We start from the raw sequence: 18,837 nt of genomic DNA on the forward strand, positions 1-18,837 counted from the left end.
CAACAATCCAACACTTACGTTTGATCGTACTTGCGAGTGCGCAAAGCGCGGTGCTAGTATCCGCCCCGCTTACCGATCAACCATTTTGCACAGGAGGAAAAAATTCATGCGTCACCTTGCTTTCCCCTTTGCAGGCCCTTGCCTGGGTTGATCGAATCTCTCGCGCTGTAGTTCGCAGCGTCTTCGCATTGCCCCGGCCTTCGGCCTGCCACATCAGATTTTTTTTCAGACCTGATATGGACCATTCATGGGCAATTGCATCTTGCATTTGTTCGACGGCGTCTCCCTGATCGCCTCGGACGACACCTGGATCGAAGGCGACGCGATCCGGCAACTTCAAACCACCAAAGCGCTCGACGGCATGCGGCATGTGGCCGGCATGCCCGACCTGCATCCCGGTCGCGGTTATCCCGTTGGCGCCGCATTTTTCTCCGTTGGACGCCTGTATCCGGCGCTGATCGGCAACGACATCGGCTGCGGCATGACGCTGTGGTCGACCGACCTCGATGCCAGCAAAGTCAGCCTCGACAAGCTGGACAAGCGTCTCGGCAACATCGACACGCCGCTCGACGAAAGCTGGCGCGAGCTTGCCGCCGCGTTGGCGCCGGCGGATACGGGCTTCGATGCCGCGCTGGGCACCATCGGCGGCGGCAACCACTTTGCGGAGCTGCAGCGCATCGATGAGATCTACGATGCAGAGGAACTGCCGCTGGACCCGCGCCAGCTTCTGCTGCTCGTGCATAGCGGCTCGCGCGGGCTCGGCCAAGCCATCCTCGATGAGCACGTGCGCGCGTATGGGCACGCCGGACTCGCGCACGACGACGCGGCGTGCGCCGCCTATCTGACGCGCCACGACACGGCGCTGCACTTTGCGAAGGCCAACCGCGAACTGATCGCGCGTCGCATGCTTGAGCGCCTGCACGCGCAGGGCAAGGCGCTGCTCGACGTGCATCACAACTTTGTCGCACCGGCCACGGTGTTTGGCGAACGCGGCTGGCTGCATCGCAAGGGCGCGACGCCGTCAGATGCCGGCGTGGTCGTCATTCCCGGTTCGCGCGGCGATTACAGCTACCTCGTCGCGCCACGCCCGAGCGAGCACGGCTTGTTCTCGCTCGCCCACGGCGCGGGCCGCAAGTGGATGCGCAGCGAGTGCAAAGAACGGCTCATCCGCCGCTTCACGCCTGCGCAGCTCAATCGCACCAAGCTCGGCGGCCACGTCATCTGCGAAGACAAGCAGTTGATTTACGAAGAAGCGCCCGAAGCCTACAAGCCGATCGAAAGCGTGATCGCGCCGCTGGTGGACGCTGGCCTGGTCAAGGTGCTCGCGCGCCTGCGCCCGGTGTTGACGTACAAGACGCGTGGGGAGTGCTGCTGATGGTGTTGCTGCAACTCTCTTCTGCGCAAGGTCCAGCCGAATGCGAGCTGGCCGTGGCGAAAGCACTGGACCGCCTGCAACGCGAATCCGCAGACGCGGGCGTCCAACTCGAACTGCTGGAACAGGAAGACGGTGAATACGCCGGCACGCTGCGTTCCGCCTTGATCAGCCTGGACGGCGATGCCGAGGAGACCGTGGCGCGAGCCTGGGAAGGCACGATCCAATGGACCAGCCCAAGCCCTTACCGGCTGCGGCACGCGCGCAAGAATTGGTTCTTCGGGGTGGCGCGCTGTGCGGCGCCATCGGAAACGCTACCGGGCGAGATCCGCTTCGAGACCACGCGTTCTTCGGGCCCGGGCGGCCAGCATGTCAACAAGACGGAGTCGGCCGTGCGGGCCACGCATATCGCCACGGGCATCAGCGTGAAGGTGCAGTCGGAGCGCAGCCAGCACGCCAACAAGCGGCTGGCCGTGCTGCTGCTCGCTCACAAGCTGGCGGAGCACGAAGCGGCTGCAGATGCGGCACAGCGTGCGCAGCGACGCGCGCTCCATCACCAGTTGGAGCGCGGCAACCCGCGCCGCGTGTTCAAAGGCGAACGTTTTGCGCCGGCAGACTAGCGCGCAGCGTGCCGGGTTCCGGCAAGCTGGCCGCGCCGGTACTCGCCTTGCCGCTCCAGCATCCAACCCGGGTATTCGGGCGGCAGCTTGCTCAGTTCATCGAGCTGCGACAGCTCTTCCGCGGTCAGCTGCACCTTGGTGGCGGCAATGTTGTCGTCGAGCTGCTCGATCTTCTTCGCACCGACGATCACGGTGGTGACCGCGCGTTGATGCAGCAACCAGGCGAGCGCAATCTGCGCGACCGACACGCTGCGCGCAGTGGCCATGACGCGCATGGCATCGACGCAGGTGTAGGCGCGCGCCTGGTCCACCGGCGGGAAGTCGAACTTGTTGCGGCGGCTGTCTTGCTCGCCGTGCTGCTCGCGCGTGTATTTGCCGCTGAGCAGCCCGCCGGCCAGCGGGCTCCACACCATCAGGCCGAGGCCTTCGCTGTGGAGCATCGGCACGAGTTCGCGCTCGAGGTCGCGGCCGGCCACGGTGTAATACGCCTGCAGGCTTTCGAAGCGCGCACAGCCGAGGCGTTCCGCAATCCCCAGCGCCTTGACGATCTGCCACGCCGCCCAATTCGATACGCCCACATAGCGCACATGACCGTGTTGGACGAGCGTATCGAGCGCACGCACCGTTTCCTCAATAGGCGTGGCCGGGTCGAAACCATGGATCTGATAGAGGTCGATATGGTCGAGCTGCAGCCGCTTCAGGCTAGCCTTGATGCCATCCATGATGTGGAAACGCGAAGCGCCGCGCGCGTTCACGCTCTCACCGGTCTGGCCGAACACCTTGGTGGCGACGACCACGCTGTCGCGCGACACCTTCAGGTTCTTGAGCGCCTGCCCCGTCATCTGTTCAGCAGCGCCGTTGGCGTACACATCGGCCGTGTCGATGAAGTTGATGCCGGCGTCGAGCGCCCGCCCGATCAGGCGCTCGGCATCGGCTTGCTGCAAATCGCCAATGTGCTGCCAGATGCCGTCGTTGCCGCCGAAGGTCATCGTGCCCAAGCACAGCTCCGATACGAACAGGCCGGTCCGGCCCAGCTGGTTGTAACGCATGTGATCGACTCCAATACGGTGGGAATGGAATGCTGAGCGCACAGGCTCAGATCTCAGATGCGAGAGACAACGCAGAGGATAGGACGGACTGGCCGATCCTGCAGAGCGCTCAGTCAGATGCGGATGCGGGGTGATGCCCAAGGCGCGACGAGATCGCAGTCCCTGCCTGCTGCAGCAGCGCAACGTAATGCGCCTTGGTATCGGCGCCGCAACGCATGGTCGGGAACGAGATCGACAGCCCTGCAATCACGCGGCCAAAGCGGTCGAACACCGGCACGGCAATGCACAGCAACCCGTCTTCCTGCTCTTCATTGTCTTCGCCAAAACCTTGCTGGCGCACGCGCGGCAGGATGCTCAGCACGGCCTCGGCGGAGGCAAGCGTCTTCTGCGTGGACTTCTTGAACTCGACCTTCGACAGCACCTCGCGTGCCTCTTCCGGCGGCATGTAGGCCAGCAGCACCTTGCCGATGGCCGTGCTGTGCAGCGGATTACGCCGGCCGATGCGCGACTGCATGCGCAAGCCGTAATCGGCATCGATCTTGTGGATGTAGATGATGGCGTCTTCGTCAAACGCGCCGAGGTGGACGGCCTCGCGCGTGAGCTGACCGATGCGGCGCATTTCGGTGTCGGCCTCGCGGACGAGGTCGACGTTTTCCAGGGCCTTGGCGCCAAGCTCGAACAAGCGGATGGTCAGCCGATACCGATCAGTGTCGCCTTCCTGCGCCACATAGCCGAGGCCTTTGAGCGACTGCAGGAAACGGTGCACGGTCGTCTTGGACATGCCCAACCGCTGCGACAGTTCGCTCGGGCCAACGGCGCCAAGCTCGCCCATCGCGGCCAGGATGGTGAACACCTTGTCGACCGCCGAGACCGATTCGGCTTTATCCGCACCGGTATCAAGGGGTTCGTTGGCGGACGGATCTTCCGGCTTGCGTTGCCGGGGCGTGGCTTTCATCTCTCGTGGTTCCGTGATTTCAAAATCTGGAGAGAGCATAACCGGTCTCATACCGCGTTCCATCAATCCACCCGCCGATTTGTCTATCGCGCCAGCCACCCGCCATCTACCGCCAGCGTGTGGCCGTGCACGTAGTCCGATGCGGCCGAAGCCAGAAACACCACGGCGCCCGCAAGGTCGTCCGGCACGCCCCAGCGCCCGGCCGGGATACGCGCCAGGATCTCTTCGCTGCGCTGCCGGTCTTCGCGCAGTTGCGCCGTGTTGTCGGTTTCCATGTAGCCGGGCGCGATGGCGTTGACGTTGATGCCGCGCCCCGCCCACTCGTTTGCCAGCAGCCGGGTAAGCCCCAGCACACCGCTCTTCGACGCCGTGTACGACGGCACGCGTATGCCGCCCTGGAACGACAGCATCGACGCCACGTTGATGATCTTGCCGCGCCCGCCTTGCTGCACGAACTGCCGCGCCACCGCCTGCGAGAGAAAGAACACGCCCTTGAGGTTGACGTCGATGACCGCATCCCAATCGGCTTCGGAAAATTCCAGCGCGTCACAGCGGCGGATGATGCCGGCGTTGTTGACGAGGATGTCGACGCGGCCGAAGGTGTCCATCGCGGCTTCGACAATGCTGCCGATCGGCTCCAGCGAAGACAGATCGGCGCGCACGTCGACGAACCGGCGGCCGGCCGCTTCCACGCGCGCGGCCGTCTGCGCCGGGTCGGAGCGGTTGGCCCCGACGATGTCGCAACCAGCCGCCGCGAGCGCCGTCGCCATGCCCGCGCCCAACCCCGTGTTGCTGCCGGTGACGATGGCCACCTTGCCGGTCAGGTCGAACAGGCTTGCGCTCTGCAGATAGGGATTCTCGAGCCGCATGGTGTCAGCGCAAGTCGGCAATGGCGATGTGGTCCATGTCGTGGAACACCTGGTTCTCGCCGACCATGCCCCAGATGAAGGTGTACGCCTGGGTGCCCACGCCGGAGTGGATCGACCAGCTTGGCGAGATCACCGCCTGCTCGTTGTGGACGAGGATGTGGCGCGTCTCCTGCGGCTCGCCGAGCATGTGGAACACGGCGGCGTTGTCCGGCAGGTTGAAATAGAAATAGACCTCCATGCGACGCTCGTGCGTGTGGCACGGCATGGTGTTCCACAGGCTGCCGGGCTCCAGCTTGGTCATGCCCATCGACAGCTGGCAGGTGGGCAGCACGTCCGGCACGATGAACTTGTAGATCGTGCGACGGTTGCTCGTGGCCGGATCGCCCAGCGTTTCGGGCGACGCCTGCGCCAGCGTGATCGTGCGCGTGGGATACGCCGTATGGGCCGGCGCGCAGTTGATGTAGAACTTGGCCGGCCGCGCTGCATCGTCGCTGCCGAAGACGACATTCTGGCCGCCCTGGCCGATGTAGATCGCCTCTTCATTGCCAACGGCGTGCCGCGTGCCATCGACTTCCACCCAGCCCGCGCCGCCAATGTTGATCGCGCCCAGCTCGCGGCGCTCCAGCAGATGGCTCACGCCCATCGACTTGGCCAGCGATGCCGGCACCTCCACCGGCCGCGTGGCCGGCCATGCGCCGCCAACGATGATCCGGTCGATATGGCTGTACGTCAGCTGAAGCGCATCGCGCTCAAACACCTGCTCCACCAGAAATTGCCGGCGCAGCCCCGCCGTGTCGAGGGTTTTTGCGTGTTCGCTGTGGATTCCTTGCCGCACTTCCATGCCGTTTCTCCGTTGGGATGCACCGGCATGTCCTGCGCCGCCGGCCGTTCTGGGTTGGATTGAAGCACAAAAAACAAAAATACGGAACGTCGATCCATATTTTTGAGATGAAGTCGGCATCAAGCTGGGTCACGCTGCATCGCACACATTTGCGGCCGAGGGTAAACGATAAATCCGCGAAGTCAAAAACATGGAACATCGTTCCACATCATCCGCTATAGTCACTCCACGATGTTGGACCTTGACCAACCGAGCCCATAGAGGCTCATGGAGGAGACGTGAAGATCAAGAAGGCGATTGACCGCATTCCGGGCGGGCTGATGCTCGTGCCGCTGCTGCTGGGCGCATGCGTGCATACGTTCGCACCCGATGCCGGGAAGTACTTCGGCTCGTTCACCAACGGCCTGATCACCGGCACGGTGCCGATCCTGGCGGTGTGGTTCTTCTGCATGGGCGCGACCATCGACCTGCATGCCACCGGCGTGGTGCTGCGCAAGTCGGGCACGCTGCTCGTCACCAAGATTGCCGTGGCGTGGCTGGCGACGCTGGTGGCTGCGCAGTTCATCCCGGACGAAGGCATCAAGACCGGCATCCTTGCCGGGCTGTCGGTGCTGGCAATCACCACGTCGATGGACATGACCAACGGCGGGCTCTACGCCGCGGTCATGCAGCAGTACGGCACCAAGGAAGAAGCCGGCGCATTCGTGCTGATGTCGGTCGAATCGGGCCCGCTGGTCAGCATGCTGATCCTGGGGGCCACGGGCGTTGCGGTGTTCGAGCCTCGGTTGTTCGTGGGGGCGGTGCTGCCGTTCCTGATCGGCTTTACGCTGGGCAATCTCGACCGTGAGTTGCGCGAACTGTTCGGCCGCTGCGTGCATCCGCTCATTCCGTTCTTCGGCTTTGCGCTGGGCAACGGCATCGACCTGCACGTGATTGCCAACAGCGGGCTCTCGGGCCTGCTGCTCGGCCTGACGGTGATCGTCATCACAGGCGTGCCGCTGATTCTGGCGGACAAGTTCATCGCCGGCGGCAATGGCGCGGCAGGGCTGGCGGCATCGTCCACGGCCGGAGCGGCGGTCGCCAACCCGGCCATCATCGGCGAGATGATTCCCCGCTTCAAACCCATGGTGCCGGCTGCCACGGCGCTGGTGGCCACGGCGTGCCTCGTCACGGCGATTCTCGTGCCGATCCTGACCGCGATGTGGGTGCGCCGTGTGGGCCGAGCGGCCCCATTGCCCGAGCCGGAAACCGCAAGCCTGCCGCCACAGGCCGCGCACCGCGAAGCCCATTTCTGACCCGCCTGCGATGCCGCGCACACACCATCAGAGAGGAGATTGCCCATGCTGTTGCACACGTTTGTCCGTCGCATTGCGGGCGTTGCGATGACCGCTGCGCTCGCCACCGGTAGTGCCTTCGCCCATGCCGCCACTGATGCCGACACGGTTGCGCAAGCCGTGGAGCGCCTGCGCGTTGCCATGGTCGCCAGCGATGGCGCCACGCTCACCAAGCTGATCGAGAACGATCTGACCTACGGCCACTCGTCGGGCAAGCTGGAAGACCGCGCAGCCTTTCTCAAGACGCTGGACGGCACGAATTCATTCAAGTCTATTGCGCTGACCAACCAGACCGTGCAGGTCAACGGCGACAACGCCTGGGTGCGCCACGTGTTCGACTCCGTCAACAACCTGCCCGACGGCAAGACGAGCACCGCGCATATCGGCGTGCTGCAGGTGTGGAAGAAGCATCCGGACGGCTGGCGCCTGTTTGCGCGCCAGGCCTACCTGCTGCCCAAAGAATGAGCGGCGCTGCTTTTCCCGGGCGCCTGGCAGGCAAGACCGCGCTCGTGACAGCCGCTGCGCAAGGCATCGGCCGTGCCTGCGCCGAGCGCTTCGCCCGCGAAGGCGCCCGCGTCATCGCCACCGACCTGCGCATCGACGCGTTGAACGATGTGCCGTTCGACGTCCGCCGCCTCGATGTGCGCGATACCGGGCAGGTCAATGCGCTCGCTGCCGAGCTTGGCGGCATCGACATCCTCTTCAACTGCGCGGGCTTCGTACACGCCGGCTCGGTGCTGGAGTGCGATGAGGATGCATGGGATTTCTCGTTCGACCTCAACGTCAAGTCGATGTACCGCACCCTGCGCGCGTTCGTGCCGGGCATGCTGGAACGTGGCGGCGGCAGTGTCATCAACATGTCGTCCGCCGCGTCCAGCATCAAGGGCGTGCCGAACCGCTTTGTGTATGGCGCATCGAAGGCGGCGGTGATCGGGCTGACCAAATCCGTGGCGGCAGACTTTGTGGCGCGCGGCATCCGCTGCAATGCGATCTGCCCCGGCACGGTGGTATCGCCATCGCTCGCCCAGCGCATCGATGAGCAAGCGCGCACGCAAGGCAAACCGCGCGCGGAAGTCGAAGCGGCGTTCGTCGCACGCCAGCCGATGGGGCGCCTCGGGCAGCCGGAAGAGATTGCCGCGCTGGCGGCGTATCTGGCTTCCGACGAGGCCGCCTTTACGACGGGGCAAGTCCACCTGATCGACGGCGGCTGGTCAAATTGATACCTTGATGCCTTTCCCCCCAACCGATTTGAACCTTTCATGAAACTGCTGCGCTTCGGCCCCCAAGGCCAAGAAAAACCCGGCCTGCTCGATGCCACCGGCACGCTCCGTGATCTGTCGGGTATCGTCGACGACATTGCGGGCAACGTGCTGTCGGATGCATCGCTCGCCCGGCTGCGCGAGGTGGACCCTGCCACGCTGCCGGCCGTCAGCGGCCAACCCCGCATTGGCCCGTGCGTCGGGCGTGTCGGCAAGTTCATCTGCATCGGGTTGAACTACGCCGACCACGCCGCAGAGTCCGGCCTGCCGGTACCGTCCGAGCCGGTCATCTTCAACAAATGGACCAGCGCCATCTGCGGCCCGAATGACGACATCGAGATCCCGCGCGGCTCCGTCAAGACCGACTGGGAAGTCGAACTGGGCGTGGTCATCGGCAAGCCCGCCAAGTACATCGACGAAGCCGACGCGCTCGACTACGTGGCCGGCTATTGCATCGTCAACGACGTTTCCGAGCGCGAATGGCAGATCGAGCGCGGCGGCCAGTGGGACAAGGGCAAGGGCTTCGACACGTTCGGCCCGCTGGGGCCGTGGCTGGTCACGCGCGACGAGGTGCCCGACCCGCAGGCGCTGGACCTCTGGCTGGAGGTGGACGGCCACCGCTATCAGAACGGCAATACGCGGACGATGGTGTTTGGCGTCGCGCAACTCGTGGCGTATCTGAGCCGCTGCATGAGCCTGCAGCCCGGCGATGTCATCTCGACAGGCACGCCGCCGGGCGTGGGCCTGGGCATCAAGCCGAACCCGGTCTACCTCAAGCCTGGGCAGACCATGCGCCTGGGCATCGCCGGCTTGGGCGAACAGTTGCAACGCACGGTCTCGGCCGGCTGACGCCTAGCCTTCCAGTTCGGCAAAGCGCTGCGCAACGAGGTTGCGCAGCCACTGGTTGCCGGCGTCCTGATGGAAACGCCGGTGCCAGAAGACATTCGTCTGCAACGCCGGCAGCTTGAGCGGCGGCGCCACGAACGCCAGCCCGAACGGCGGCGCCGCACGCTCGGCCAGCTTGCGCGGCACCGTCACCACCAGATCGGTCGTGCTGACGATGTACGGCACCGCCACGAAGTGCGGCACAGAAAAACGCGCCGACTGCGTGATCCCCGCCTTGTCGAGCAGCGGCCCGATGGCGTTGTATGGGCTGGCCGAACTCGCCACCACGAGGTGCGACGCGGCGCGAAAGCGCTCCAGCGTGAGCTTGCCTTCCGACAGCGCATGGCCGCGGCGGAACATCGTCACGTAATCCTGCCGGAACAGGCGGCGCTGGAAGAGGCTCTCGCCGGAAAGATCATCGAACGCGCCGATCGCAAGGTCGATGGCGCCAGCCTCCATTTCGGCCTTCATGTCGAACCCGCCCGCACGCAGCGTGTCGAGCCGCACACCTGGTGCCTGCTCGGCACACAACTGCGCGAGCACCGGCATGAAATACACCTCGCCGACATCGCTCATGGCAATCGTGAAGGTGCGCGTGGAAGTGGCCGCCTCAAAATGCGTGCGCTGGCCGAAGGCGCGCTGCAGCGTGTCGAGCGCCATCGCCACCGGTTCGGCCAATTGCTCGGCAAGTGCGGTCGGCATCATGCCGCGCGGGGTGCGCACGAAGAGTTCGTCGTCGAAAGTCTGGCGCAGGCGCGACAGCGCGTTGCTTACCGCCGGCTGCGACAGGCCCAGCCGCTCGGCCACGACGGAGATGCGCTTTTCGCGCAGGATTTCCTGAAACAGCACCAGCAGGTTCAGGTCGACATCCCGCAGGTTGAGCATGGCAGCGCCCCAACATTCACAATTTCAATAGCGTTCATTCTCGCATTGATATTCCAAATTTTCATCCGATCCGGACAATACGCGCATACCAAGAATCCAAAACAGAGCGGCAACGCCGCCACCGGAGACCACCATGCGCCCTGCCCCCGCTGCTCATGAAGCGCCATCCACGCCCATCGACCTCGCCCGCCTGATCGATCAAGGCAAGGTCGGCGGCTTCCAGATCCTGCTGCTCGCCATCTGCGGTCTGTGCCTGATCATCGACGGCTTTGATGTGCAGGCCATGGGCTATGTGGCGCCCGCCATCATCAAGGACTGGAACATCACCAAAGCGAGCCTCGGGCCGGTGTTCGGCGCGGGGCTGTTCGGCATGCTGGTCGGCTCGCTGGTGTTTGGCGTGCTGGGCGACCGCTTCGGGCGGCGGCCGGTGCTGATCGTTGCGACCTTCTTTTTTGCAGCGTGCATGCTGGCCACCACGCAGGTGGAAACGGTGCAGGCGCTGCTGGTGCTGCGCTTTATCACGGGCCTGGGGCTGGGTTGCATCATGCCCAACGCGATGGCGCTGGCCGGCGAGTTCAGCCCCGCACGCACGCGCGTGACCTGGATGATGCTCGTGTCATGCGGTTTTACCGTCGGCGCGGCACTCGGCGGCTTTGTGAGCGCAGCGCTGCTTTCACGCTTCGGCTGGCAGTCGGTGTTTCTGGTGGGCGGCCTTGTACCCCTCGCCATTGGCGTGATGATGGTGCTGTGGCTGCCGGAATCCCTCCAATACCTCGTGCTCAAGGGTGATTCGCAGACGCGCCATCAACGTCTGGCTCGCTGGCTGGGCAAGCTCGCCCCGCAACTGCAGGTGAACGCGCAGACGCGATTCGTGGTGCCCGAGGCGCCGGCGCGGGGCATGCCGGTCTCGGCGCTCTTCACGGAAGGCCGCGCCAAGGTCACGCTCGTGCTGTGGGTCATCAACTTCATGAACCTGATCGACCTGTACTTCCTGTCGAACTGGCTGCCGACGCTGATTCGCGATGCCGGTTACCCGACGGATACCGCTGTGCTGGTCGCCACCGCGCTGCAGGTAGGCGGTGTGATCGGCACGCTCACGCTGGGCCGGCTGATCGATCGCCTGGGCTTTGTGCGCGTGCTGGCCGTGTGCTTCCTGATCGCCTGCGTCACCGTCGGGCTGATCGGCCATGTGGCGGCTGCGCTGCCCGTGCTGGTGGCGGTGGTGTTCGTGGCGGGCTTCTGCATCGTCGGCGGACAGCCTGCGGTAAATGCGCTGGCCGCCACGTATTACCCCACCACGCTGCGCGCCACCGGCATCGGCTGGAGCCTGGGCGTGGGCCGCATCGGCTCCGTCATCGGCCCGGTAATCGGCGGACAACTGATTGCCATGCAGTGGAGCGGCCCCGCGTTGTTCTCGGCCGCGGCGGTGCCGGCGATGATGTCATTCGGCATGGTGCTGGCGCTTACGCTGGCCGCCAGTGGCCCGGACGCCGCACGCTTTGCCTCACGTCGCGCAACCAGCAAGCCCGCCTGATGGCCCGGTAACGACTACGCTTTCCCTGAAGACGCTCCTGACTTTTTCTCCAAGGACTTCACCATGAATATGCTCGCCCCGACGGTCAAGAACGCATTCACCCCCGCGTCGCTGGACCGGCCCGCCTACCAGAGCGGCTTCGGCAACGAGTTCGCCACCGAAGCCCTGCCCGGCGCGCTGCCGCACGGCCAGAACTCCCCGCAGAAGGCGCCGTATGGCTTGTATGCGGAACAGATTTCCGGCACGGCGTTCACCGCCCCGCGCGCGCACAACCGCCGTTCGTGGCTGTATCGCATCCGTCCGGGCGCCGTGCATCTGCCGTTCGAAGCCATGGCGCAAGGCCGCTTCCACAGCAACTTCAACGAGGTGCCGCCCTCGCCCAACCAATTGCGCTGGGACCCGCTGCCCGCACCTGCCGCCGGCACCGATTTCATCGACGGCATCGTCACCTTCGCCGGCAACGGCGGGCCGGACGCGCAAACCGGCTGCGGCATCCACCTGTACGCCGCCAACGCGTCAATGACCGACCGCTTCTTCTACAACGCCGACGGCGAACTGCTGATCGTCCCGCAGGAAGGCCGCCTGCGCCTGCTGACGGAGATGGGCGTGCTCGATGTCGAGCCGCTGGAGATCGTGGTCGTCCCACGCGGCGTGCGCTTCCGCGTCGAACTGCCGGATGGCGAGGCGCGCGGCTACATCTGCGAGAACTTCGGCGCGCTCTTCCGTTTGCCCGACCTCGGCGTGATCGGCTCGAACGGCCTGGCCAACCCGCGCGACTTCCTCACCCCGCACGCGTGGTACGAAGACCGCGAAGGCAACTTCGAACTCGTCGCAAAATTCCAGGGCAGCCTGTGGACCGCGAAGATCGGCCACTCGCCGCTGGACGTCGTGGCCTGGCACGGCAACCTCGCGCCGTACAAGTACGACCTGCGCCTGTTCAACACCATCGGCTCGATCAGCTACGACCACCCGGACCCGTCGATCTTCCTGGTGCTGCAAAGCCCGTCCGCCACGCCAGGCGTGGACACGATCGACTTCGTGATCTTCCCGCCGCGCTGGCTGGCCGCCGAAAACACGTTCCGCCCGCCCTGGTTCCACCGCAACGTCGCCAGCGAATTCATGGGCCTGATCCAGGGCGTGTACGACGCCAAGGCCGAAGGCTTCGTGCCCGGCGGCGCCAGCCTGCACAACTGCATGAGCGGCCACGGCCCCGACGCCGACACGTTCGAGAAAGCCAGCAACGGCGACACCACCAAGCCACACAAGGTCGACGCAACGATGGCCTTCATGTTCGAAACGCCAGCCGTGATCCGCCCCACGCGCTTCGCGGCGGAATCGGCGCAGTTGCAAGCCAAATATTTCGAATGCTGGCAAGGCCTGAAAAAGCACTTCGACCCGACCAAGCGTTAACCAAATCGACCTTGACGCCAAGGCAAGCGCCGCGAAGGTGTGGCCCTACCCTGCCCTAGATGGCGCCTTGAATTTCTGTTGCAGGGAGGAAAAAGGAAGGAGCCCTGTCTGAGCGTAGCGAGTTTGGCTCCTTCCCCTCCCTGCGACATAAATTCAAGGGGAAGTCGCCATCTCGGGCGCGCCTTTCTTTGCTTACTTTCTTTGGCAAGACAAAGAAAGTAAGTCGCCCCCGGCAGGGGGTGAAACAAGGGATGCACCAGCAACGTCAAGCAATAACCGACTCAACAAACAAACCATCGCCCCATCATGACCACCCGCCAACCAAGCTGGCTAGAATCCGCCAACACCCCCGACACCCATTTCCCTCTGGAAAACCTGCCCTTCGGCATCTTCTCCACCAAGGAAAACCCGTCGCCACGCGCAGGCGTGGCCCTGGGCGATCAGGTCATCGATCTCGGCGTGCTGGATGACGCCGGCCTGCTCCCCGCAGCAACACGCGGCACATTCCGCACCGGCAAACTCAACACCTTCATCGCCCTTGGCAAGCCCGTCTGGGCGGAAACGCGCAAGAAGCTGCAAGCGCTGTTCAGCGTGGCCGACACGCACGTGCGCGACAACGCCACACTGCACGCTCGCGCGCTGGTGCCACAAGCGCATGCGGTGATGCATCTGCCGATCGACATCCCCGGCTACACGGATTTCTATTCGTCGAAAGAACACGCCACCAACGTCGGCCGCATGTTCCGCGATCCCGAGAACGCGCTGCTGCCCAACTGGCTGGAAATCCCGATCGGCTACAACGGCCGCGCCAGCTCCGTGGTGGTGAGCGGCACACCGCTGCACCGCCCGATGGGCCAGATCAAGCTGCCCGACCAGCCGCGCCCGATCTTCACGGCCTGCCGCAAGCTGGACTACGAGCTTGAGATGGCCTTTGTGGTCGGCAAGCCCAGTGCGCTGGGTGAGCCGGTTTCCGTGGATGCCGCACCCGACTACATGTTCGGCGTCGTGCTGCTCAACGACTGGAGCGCGCGCGACATCCAGCAATGGGAATACGTGCCGCTCGGCCCGTTCAACTCGAAGGGGTTCGGCACATCGATCTCGCCGTGGATCGTGACGATGGAAGCGCTGGAGCCGTTCCGCGTGGCCAACCCCGCGCAATCGCCCGAGCCGCTGGAATACCTGCGGCAGAGCCGGCCGAACGCCTACGACATCGCCCTCGAAACCGCGCTGCGTCCGCACGGCGGGGAGCGCACCACCATCGCGCGCACGAACTTCCGCGCGATGTACTGGACGATGGCGCAGCAGCTTGCGCACCACACCGTGTCCGGCTGCAACGTGCGCGTGGGTGACCTGATGGGCTCCGGCACCATCAGCGGAACGACGCCGGATTCCTATGGCAGCCTGCTGGAGCTGACTGTCAACGGCAAGCAGCCGCTGGACCTCGGCAACGGCACCACGCGCGCCTTCCTGGAAGACGGCGACGAAGTCACCATGACCGGCTGGTGCCAGGGCAATGGCTATCGCGTGGGCTTTGGGGAAGTGCGCGGCGAAATTCTGCCGGCGCGCAGTGTGAAGTAATGCGGTGTGGAGCAGCGGATTAAGAGTCCGCCCCAATTTATAGGTGCGTCAAGCACTTAGGTATAAAGAACGTTCCGCAAACCACGCAGGCGAGATGTCCGCAGACCCGCATTCCACCGTATGGCGAGCCCGTTTTGCGGAACGGTTTACCGGGTGGGTTTCACCTTGTCGCCGCGGCGCTGCCGCACGTAGTGCTCGGTCATGGCCAGCGACGAGTGGCCGAGCTGCATCTGTGCCTGGCGGATGTCCCCCGACATGTCGGTTTTGTCCGTGCCGGCCTTGGCACGCAGGTCGCGAAACTGGAACGCATCCTTGTCAATGCCGGCGGCCTCGCGTGCCTTGTCGAAGCGCGAGCGCAGCGCATCGCGGCCCAGCCGCTGCCCGGACTCGTTGACCACCAGCGCCGTGCTCACCACCTTGTAGCCCTTCTTACGCGCGCGGATGCGCTCGACCACGACGGCCAGCTCGCCCAATCGTCTTTACCGTACAAGCACAAGGCGCAACCAACAGTGCCGTCAGCGTGACCTTGTCCGTCAATGGACTAACCGTCATGGTTCAAAACGTTGCGGCGATCTCTGGCGGCTTCAGTTCGCCCAGCGCCTGCGCTGTTGTTCCTCCGGGCCAAAGCTACTCAGCGACCATTACCGGCGGCTCTGCTTCCGCTTGGACCGAACTCCGATAAACGCACCTCAGAAGGTACTCGCAATGGCAATCTGGAAAGACGCAAGCGGCCAACTTCACGACGACATGGACGGTGCTGCCCTAGGGCTTCCGGGGTGGCCCGATGGGCTAGTAAAGCTCACCGATAGTCAGGTGGCGGCCCTCAAAAAGCCGACTCTTGAGCAGGCCAAAGCAGAACAGACCGACGTAGTCAGTTCAGCCTGCCAAACAACCATCTTGGCAGGCTTCAGCTCGTCGGCGCTGGGCTCCGCGCATACCTACCCTGCGCAACTGGTCGATCAACAGAATCTCTCGGCATCCGTGCTGGCATCTGTGATGCCGGGCCTGTCCTCGGGGTGGACAACGCCATTTTGGTGCGCAGACTCAAACGGAAACTGGTCGTACGCAGACCACACTGCGGCTCAAATTCAGCGGGTCGGCCAGGATGGGAAGGCGCAATTCTGGCCGCCATCGAGAAAAAGGTTGGGCTGGTCGCTCAAATCAATGCGGCAACCAGCGTGTCGGCAGTGCAGGCGATCACGTGGTGATCCATTGATGCAGTGGAACCGCTATGCCACACCGGCGGTTCCCCCTTGGGATGATTTCGTAGAAAAAAGGGACAACAGCTTGTCGCGCAGGTAGTTGCTCAGGCTTAGCTCTAGGTAGCGACGGGAAAGCGCTGCTGCACCTATGGAGGCGACAATAATCACGATCGCGAAGCTTGGATCGCGCATCGACTCCCTATACGAAGTCTCCCATCCGATGTCGAATGTCGGCTTCAAAATGAGCGGGTGAACAAGATAAAGGGAGTACGAAATATCTCCCAGCCACACCAGTGCTCGCGGGGCGGGTATCTGAACGGTTTTGCTGGACAGGGCTAGACATAGAAACATGAGGGTGAGTGACCATCCCCATCCCTCCATCCCCATGCCCCAAAACGCCTTCGACAGCAGAATCCAGATTACGAGTGACGCACTGAAAAAACACAGGAAGACTGCGGTTCCTTTGCTCTGGATTTTGACGTTCGATAGGTAGACCAAGCCGATCACTACGCCAGCTCCGAACTCCCAGATGAGTGGGGAGGAAACCAGAGCGAGATACGATGAATAGCCGTTTTTGTTGGCTATGTCTAAGGTCGGATGATGCCCGTTCAAAAGTGGTAGCCCAACCAGCGTCACGGTGAGAATCATGAGCAGCGTGTGCCACCTGAACCGCCCAAAAAATAGACAAATGGTAAGCAGGAGATAGAAGTAAATCTCGTAGTTCAGAGACCATCCCGGATACAGAACCGCGCCGCCAAAGATCGGGGCCGGAGAGGAATCCATTGTCAACGGGATGAACAGAAGAGACCGGACGATTGAGCCGATCGAGTAAGGGAAAGTGGCTCCGACAAGCTTATCTGCGAGAGTGACCAGGCTCCAAAACAAGATGGTCAGGACAACGTAAGTCGGCCAGATTCGTGAAAATCGTTTCACAGCAAACGACATCCCGGCTTGTGCATTCGGTGTTATGTCGCGGGTGGAATAGACCATGATGAAACCGCTGATGATGAAGAACATCGGGACACCGGCGCCCCCGCTGCCCACCAGCCATTGGAATAAGCCTTTGTCCTCAAGGGGAAGCGCTTGCTGCTGAAAAATATGCAGCAGCACCACCATCAGCGCCGCTATCCCGCGCAGTGCCTGCACGAAGGCTAGATTTTCGTTTTTCATGTGGAGCGAGGCGTCAAGCTTGTCTCGGGTGTGGGTTCTGTCGGGCATGGAGGGTGGCCCCGGCGCCACTCTAGTCCTCTTCTGGGGCACGATTGTAACCGCACCGTGATGCCACTGAATTTCCACTCCCTGCGCCTGCCAGAGCGAGCGCCTCAACAGTCCATCGCACGCCTCGGTCGCGTGCATCTACCACGCGGAACGACTCCATCAAACAAACTGTTTGATTCCTTTAAATGGAGCCTCTTCTATAATCCGTCCATCGATTTTAAAATCAGGTGGAGTCTAATAAATGCGGGAAACAAATAATTGCCGATTTAATCGCGCTTATTTCTCGATAAAGCCAGAAAACTCCATTGATACGGTCAATTCGCTAGTTGCTTCCAAAACAAAAGATTCGATCAACCCCGGGGGTAACGAGTGAGCGAAGAGATGGCAACCGATGCCGCTGTGCAGGTACTCACCGAGCGCCTGAGCAATGCGATCGATCATCTGAAGGAGATGAAAGGACAGTTGACCTCGGTCAGCCAAAGCATCGTGATGATGGCCTCGTTGCAGGAGCGCGTGAACACGCTCGATAGCAAGACCAACAGGCTGTTTGACGTGAGCGACGCGACGAAAAGCCAGGTGGAGCACCTCAATTCGCAGATGCATGTGCACAGCAGGATGTGGAAGCTCGTTGGTGCCGGACTGCTCGCGTGCATTGGCGCGATTGGCTGGGCTGGATCGCAGTACGGAACCTTTCGCGATCTCGCGACCCGCGTTGCCGTTCTGGAGCGCATGACACAGGAGCGCGCAAATGAAGCTGATCGACGATTGGAAGCGTTGTCACAAGCTGTACTCGCAACAAGTCAATGCCGTCGGCGTTGCCGTGTGCTCTTCCTATGTCATGTTCTATGACCAGTTGCGCGACATTTTCCCGGCGAAGCATCTGGCCGTGCTGACGGTGGTGTTGTTCATCGTGAACAGCGTTGTTCGCGTCATCAAGCAGGAGCCCAAGCATGCCCGCAATCAAGCGACCGAGTAAGCCGCTGGCGGCCATCGTGGGCACTGCGGCTGCGGCCGGCCTGCTGGCCATCGTGCCGAAGTTCGAGGGCACAAAGCTCACAACCTACCGCGACCCGATCGGCGTGCTCACCTACTGCCCGGGCGCCACCGAGGATGCGGCGTGGGGCAAGACGTACACCCCGGAGGAATGCCGCGCGCAGCTCGATCGCGATTTGGCTCGGCACGCCGAAGGCGTGATGGCATGCATCAAGGCGCCGCTGACCGCCGGCCAGAAGATCGCGTTTGTGGATCTGGCCTACAACGCGGGTGTGGGCGCGGTGTGCAACACCACGCTCGCGCGCAAGGCGAATGCGGGCGACATGGGCGGTGGGTGCGCCGAGCTGTCGAAGTGGGTGCGGGCCGGCGGCCAGGTGCTGCCCGGTCTCGTGCGCCGCTCGCAGGCGGAGCGTGAGCTGTGCGAGGGGAGGGCCAAGGCATGACCATCGATTGGGTGAAATGGGGCGGCATCGCCGCCATTGCCGTGGGCGTGCTGCTCGGTCTGACGGCGCTGCACCACCACGTCTACAAGCAAGGCTATGACGCGGGCGCCGCCCACGTGCAGCAGCAGTTCGACGCGGCCAGGGATGCGGCCGAACAGAAGCGCCTCGCCGACGTGCAGGCCGCCCGCGCATCCGGCCATCCCACCGCTGCCAGCGCAGGCCCGGGTCAGCCTGGTGGCGCCCCCCTCGATGTGCTCGTCAACGTGCTCAGCCGGTCTGACCAAACTTCGGGAGAGCTGGCTGGCTACGCCGACCGACTCCGGGTCGCCGGGCTCGCCTGCGAGCGCGACTACGACGCCCTGACAGTAGCCAAACACTGATCCCGTCGAG

Annotated in this window: 20 protein-coding genes; 12 read left to right on the plus strand and 8 right to left on the minus strand. The window is 63.5% G+C overall.

What is annotated here, in order from left to right:
• Positions 1-247: 247 nt before the first annotated feature.
• Both R2669_RS23330 and prfH read left to right on the plus strand, forming a co-directional pair.
• Positions 248-1,375 carry an RNA ligase RtcB family protein gene (locus R2669_RS23330; RefSeq protein WP_316902222.1) on the plus strand — a complete coding sequence of 376 codons (1,128 nt, stop codon included), beginning with the start codon at positions 248-250 and terminating at the stop codon, positions 1,373-1,375.
• Positions 1,375-1,992, plus strand: a complete 618-nt coding sequence (prfH, locus tag R2669_RS23335; protein WP_316902223.1) for a peptide chain release factor H — start codon at positions 1,375-1,377, stop codon at positions 1,990-1,992. Before R2669_RS23330 ends, prfH begins: the two co-directional genes overlap by 1 nt.
• Here the strand turns inward: prfH and R2669_RS23340 are convergent.
• The 4 genes from R2669_RS23340 to kduI form a co-directional block, all read right to left on the minus strand.
• A complete protein-coding gene (locus tag R2669_RS23340) occupies positions 1,989-3,041 on the minus strand; it encodes an aldo/keto reductase (RefSeq protein WP_316902224.1) in 1,053 nt (350 codons plus the stop codon). The two genes, prfH and R2669_RS23340, sit on opposite strands and share 4 nt — an antisense overlap.
• 109 nt (positions 3,042-3,150) lie before the next feature.
• Complete coding sequence (gene kdgR, locus R2669_RS23345; RefSeq protein ID WP_316902225.1) at positions 3,151-3,996, minus strand: DNA-binding transcriptional regulator KdgR; 846 nt, start codon at positions 3,994-3,996, stop codon at positions 3,151-3,153.
• An 83-nt stretch (positions 3,997-4,079) separates the two neighbouring features.
• On the minus strand, positions 4,080-4,865 hold the full coding sequence (gene kduD, locus R2669_RS23350; RefSeq protein ID WP_147216520.1) for a 2-dehydro-3-deoxy-D-gluconate 5-dehydrogenase KduD: 786 nt from the start codon (positions 4,863-4,865) through the stop codon (positions 4,080-4,082).
• Positions 4,866-4,869: 4 nt separating this feature from the next.
• Positions 4,870-5,706, minus strand: coding sequence for a 5-dehydro-4-deoxy-D-glucuronate isomerase (gene kduI / locus R2669_RS23355; RefSeq protein ID WP_316902227.1), 837 nt, complete (start codon positions 5,704-5,706; stop codon positions 4,870-4,872).
• Positions 5,707-5,984: 278 nt separating this feature from the next.
• Here kduI and kdgT point away from each other — a divergent pair, with 278 nt between their 5' ends.
• The 4 genes from kdgT to R2669_RS23375 are packed head-to-tail and all read left to right on the plus strand — an operon-like array spanning position 5,985 to position 9,148.
• Positions 5,985-7,001: a 2-keto-3-deoxygluconate transporter gene (kdgT, locus tag R2669_RS23360; RefSeq protein ID WP_316902228.1), complete on the plus strand. Its 1,017-nt coding sequence runs from the start codon at positions 5,985-5,987 to the stop codon at positions 6,999-7,001.
• Between the two features lie 45 nt (positions 7,002-7,046).
• Positions 7,047-7,505, plus strand: coding sequence for a nuclear transport factor 2 family protein (locus R2669_RS23365; RefSeq protein WP_316874348.1), 459 nt, complete (start codon positions 7,047-7,049; stop codon positions 7,503-7,505).
• Positions 7,502-8,260: an SDR family oxidoreductase gene (locus R2669_RS23370; protein WP_316902229.1), complete on the plus strand. Its 759-nt coding sequence runs from the start codon at positions 7,502-7,504 to the stop codon at positions 8,258-8,260. The genes R2669_RS23365 and R2669_RS23370 overlap by 4 nt, the downstream gene beginning before the upstream one ends.
• Positions 8,261-8,299: 39 nt before the next feature.
• A complete protein-coding gene (locus R2669_RS23375) occupies positions 8,300-9,148 on the plus strand; it encodes an ureidoglycolate lyase (RefSeq protein WP_316902231.1) in 849 nt (282 codons plus the stop codon).
• 3 nt (positions 9,149-9,151) lie between these two features.
• On the opposite strand, the gene R2669_RS23380 is transcribed toward R2669_RS23375, so the two are convergent.
• The gene (locus tag R2669_RS23380; protein WP_316902232.1) at positions 9,152-10,069 is read right to left on the minus strand and encodes a LysR family transcriptional regulator; all 918 of its coding nucleotides are present in this window, start codon (positions 10,067-10,069) and stop codon (positions 9,152-9,154) included.
• 133 nt (positions 10,070-10,202) lie between these two features.
• Between R2669_RS23380 and R2669_RS23385 the strand changes: the two genes are divergently transcribed.
• The 3 genes from R2669_RS23385 (at position 10,203) to fahA (ending at position 14,591) form a co-directional block, all read left to right on the plus strand.
• Positions 10,203-11,603: an MFS transporter gene (locus R2669_RS23385; protein WP_316902233.1), complete on the plus strand. Its 1,401-nt coding sequence runs from the start codon at positions 10,203-10,205 to the stop codon at positions 11,601-11,603.
• Between the two features lie 63 nt (positions 11,604-11,666).
• Complete coding sequence (hmgA, locus tag R2669_RS23390; protein ID WP_316902234.1) at positions 11,667-13,013, plus strand: homogentisate 1,2-dioxygenase; 1,347 nt, start codon at positions 11,667-11,669, stop codon at positions 13,011-13,013.
• A gap of 306 nt (positions 13,014-13,319) precedes the next feature.
• The gene (gene fahA / locus R2669_RS23395; RefSeq protein WP_316902236.1) at positions 13,320-14,591 is read left to right on the plus strand and encodes a fumarylacetoacetase; all 1,272 of its coding nucleotides are present in this window, start codon (positions 13,320-13,322) and stop codon (positions 14,589-14,591) included.
• A 146-nt stretch (positions 14,592-14,737) separates the two neighbouring features.
• Here the strand turns inward: fahA and R2669_RS23400 are convergent, their stop codons facing one another.
• The 3 genes from R2669_RS23400 to R2669_RS23410 all read right to left on the minus strand — a co-directional run bounded on the left by R2669_RS23400 (position 14,738) and on the right by R2669_RS23410 (position 17,614).
• Positions 14,738-15,064 (minus strand): tyrosine-type recombinase/integrase, encoded by a 327-nt coding sequence (locus R2669_RS23400; protein ID WP_316890921.1) that lies wholly within the window; start codon positions 15,062-15,064, stop codon positions 14,738-14,740.
• Positions 15,065-15,820: 756 nt separating this feature from the next.
• Entirely contained in the window at positions 15,821-17,011 is a 1,191-nt protein-coding gene (locus tag R2669_RS23405; protein WP_316890918.1) for an acyltransferase family protein, read from the minus strand.
• A 276-nt stretch (positions 17,012-17,287) separates the two neighbouring features.
• Entirely contained in the window at positions 17,288-17,614 is a 327-nt protein-coding gene (locus R2669_RS23410) for a hypothetical protein (protein WP_316902237.1), read from the minus strand.
• Positions 17,615-17,759: 145 nt separating this feature from the next.
• Between R2669_RS23410 and R2669_RS23415 the strand changes: the two genes are divergently transcribed.
• The 3 genes from R2669_RS23415 to R2669_RS23425 are packed head-to-tail and all read left to right on the plus strand — an operon-like array spanning position 17,760 to position 18,827.
• Entirely contained in the window at positions 17,760-17,987 is a 228-nt protein-coding gene (locus R2669_RS23415) for a DUF7940 domain-containing protein (RefSeq protein ID WP_316890915.1), read from the plus strand.
• Positions 17,962-18,447, plus strand: coding sequence for a lysozyme (locus R2669_RS23420; RefSeq protein ID WP_316902239.1), 486 nt, complete (start codon positions 17,962-17,964; stop codon positions 18,445-18,447). Before R2669_RS23415 ends, R2669_RS23420 begins: the two co-directional genes overlap by 26 nt.
• Positions 18,444-18,827 (plus strand): DUF2514 family protein, encoded by a 384-nt coding sequence (locus tag R2669_RS23425; protein WP_316890911.1) that lies wholly within the window; start codon positions 18,444-18,446, stop codon positions 18,825-18,827. Before R2669_RS23420 ends, R2669_RS23425 begins: the two co-directional genes overlap by 4 nt.
• Positions 18,828-18,837: the final 10 nt, after the last annotated feature.

Source organism: Ralstonia edaphi, assembly GCF_958350185.1.
GTDB lineage: Bacteria > Pseudomonadota > Gammaproteobacteria > Burkholderiales > Burkholderiaceae > Ralstonia > Ralstonia edaphi.